General features: G+C 63.0%; 3 protein-coding genes. All 3 read left to right on the top strand.

Going from position 1 to position 1,955, the window contains the following annotated elements; all coding sequences use genetic code 11:
- Positions 1–428 (top strand): transposase (locus BGIM_RS0134100; RefSeq protein ID WP_020474145.1); only part of this gene is annotated, 428 nt, incomplete at its 5' end.
- A 20-nt stretch (positions 429–448) separates the two neighbouring features.
- The gene (locus tag BGIM_RS0134095; RefSeq protein ID WP_020474144.1) at positions 449–1,582 is read left to right on the top strand and encodes a phospholipase D family protein; all 1,134 of its coding nucleotides are present in this window, start codon (positions 449–451) and stop codon (positions 1,580–1,582) included.
- 64 nt (positions 1,583–1,646) lie between these two features.
- The coding region (locus tag BGIM_RS65120) for a transposase (protein WP_020474143.1) at positions 1,647–1,955 on the top strand (309 nt) is incomplete at its 3' end.

Raw genomic sequence — 1,955 nt, 5'->3', positions numbered from 1 at the left:
GGGTGATCCTGAACTATTCGCTGACCGGAGCCGATGTTCACGACGGTCCGGCCTCGGAAGATTTGTTGTTCGACATGCCGGGCCGGACGGTGTTGGGAGACAAGGCTTATTATTCCAAACCGCGACTCGACGAGTTGAAGGAGCATGGCGTGGAGATGGTGTGCAAACGGCAGAAGAACTACAAGGACCAACTGCCGCCGGAGGAAACCCGGTTCGTGGACCATTACCGTCAGCGAATCGAGTCGATCAACAGCCAGTTGACCGAACAGTTCGGGGCCGACCGGAACCGGGCGAAAACTCCCGCCGGCTTCGAGGCCCGGTTGCGAAGCAAGATGCTTGGCCATCTGCTCTGCGTCTACCTCAACCGTCTCCTCGGAAACCCGGAACCTAGAAAAATCAAGCGGCTGGCCTTCCCGCAACTAGCATAACGCCCCAGAGGTCTCTCCCAATGCCTACCGTCTACAACCAGGCCATCTCTACCCGCTTCGGCATCGAGTTGAACGACCTGTTCAGCAACGACAACTGGACGAGGTTCGACGCGGCCGTCGCGTGGGTCCGCCGTTCAGGTCTGCGGCACCTCACGCCGTCTATAACCGATTTCCTCAACCGTGGCGGCGAGGCCCGGTTCGTCATCGGGATCGATATCGAGAACACGTCGAAGGAAGGCCTCCAGGCGCTGCTCGACTTGCCGGGCAACATCACGACCTTCATCCACCACAACGAGCACCCCTCGGTCACGTTTCACCCGAAGGTGTACGTGTTCTCCAACGACGACCACGCGCGGCTCATCATCGGCTCTAACAACCTCACCGAGTCGGGCCTGTACACGAACACCGAGGCAGGGCTTCAGGTGGACGCCGCGGTCACCGACCCCGTCATCGTCCAGATGCACGCCGCCATCGACTCGTGGTGCGATACGACGCAGGGCTTCGCCAAGAAACTCGACGCCGCGCTGCTCGCGCAACTCGAAGCGGGCGGCTACGTCGCGACCGAAGAGACGCTGAACCGGCGACGGGCAAACACCCGGCGACCGGCCGCGACCACGGGAGTGACCGCTCCTGCGCCGTTGTTCCGATCTCGCGCAGAACCGAAGCCGGTTGCTCCGGCTGGAACCACCCCCGCAACGACCACAACCACAACCACGACACGCCCCGCAGGCGCTCCGCGTGCCCCCAGGAGGAGCACGGCACCGACCAGCGGCGGCGGCACCGTCTTGCTCGTCCGGCCCCGCCTAGCGCGTGGTACGCAGATGCAGATCCCGATCCCGCTCAAGAACAGTGCGTTCCTGAACGACATCACCGAGATGCGGAGCGACACCGACAGCGTCGTGAAGCCGATCAGCGGCACGCATCCAGAGCGCGGCGGCGGGACGGTGAACACGTACAAGATGGAGTTGCAGGAGGCCAAGAACATCGACGACCCGGTGATGCGCATCTGGCGGACGCCCGAGGGCGTCGTTTTCTACCGCGTGTACGACGCCGACTCCGCCGACGGCACGTTCATCCTCCAACGCCTTGAAGAAGGGCGGCACACCAACCCGCCGCAGACGACGGTGACGAAACCCAGCGACCCGGGCTTGTAAGGAATCTTGTGTCAGGGGAGTGGAACGGGTATTACCCATCCTCTTTCTTTGACGGAGATTACGCATGGACGCGATCTTGAAATCCCAAGCCGAGCAACTGGCGCGGGACATGGCCGCGCAGGCCACGACGATTGACGACCTCAACGCCCTGATGCGGACGATGATGAAGTCGGCCCTCGAACGGATGCTCAACACCGAGATGGATGTTCATCTCGGACGCCGGCCAACCCCGGCGTTGGCGGCCGGTCCCGTCGAACCCGCCGCTGTTCCCGACGATGCCAAACCGGCGGCCAAAAATCGTCGCAACGGACATTCCCGCAAGACGGTCGGCGGTGATATGGGGGAGTTCACGCTCCAGACCCCGCGTGACCGG

Origin of the sequence: Zavarzinella formosa DSM 19928 (genome assembly GCF_000255705.1) — a bacterium.
Lineage (GTDB): Bacteria > Planctomycetota > Planctomycetia > Gemmatales > Gemmataceae > Zavarzinella > Zavarzinella formosa.
This window is presented reverse-complemented; position numbering and strand designations above follow the sequence as displayed.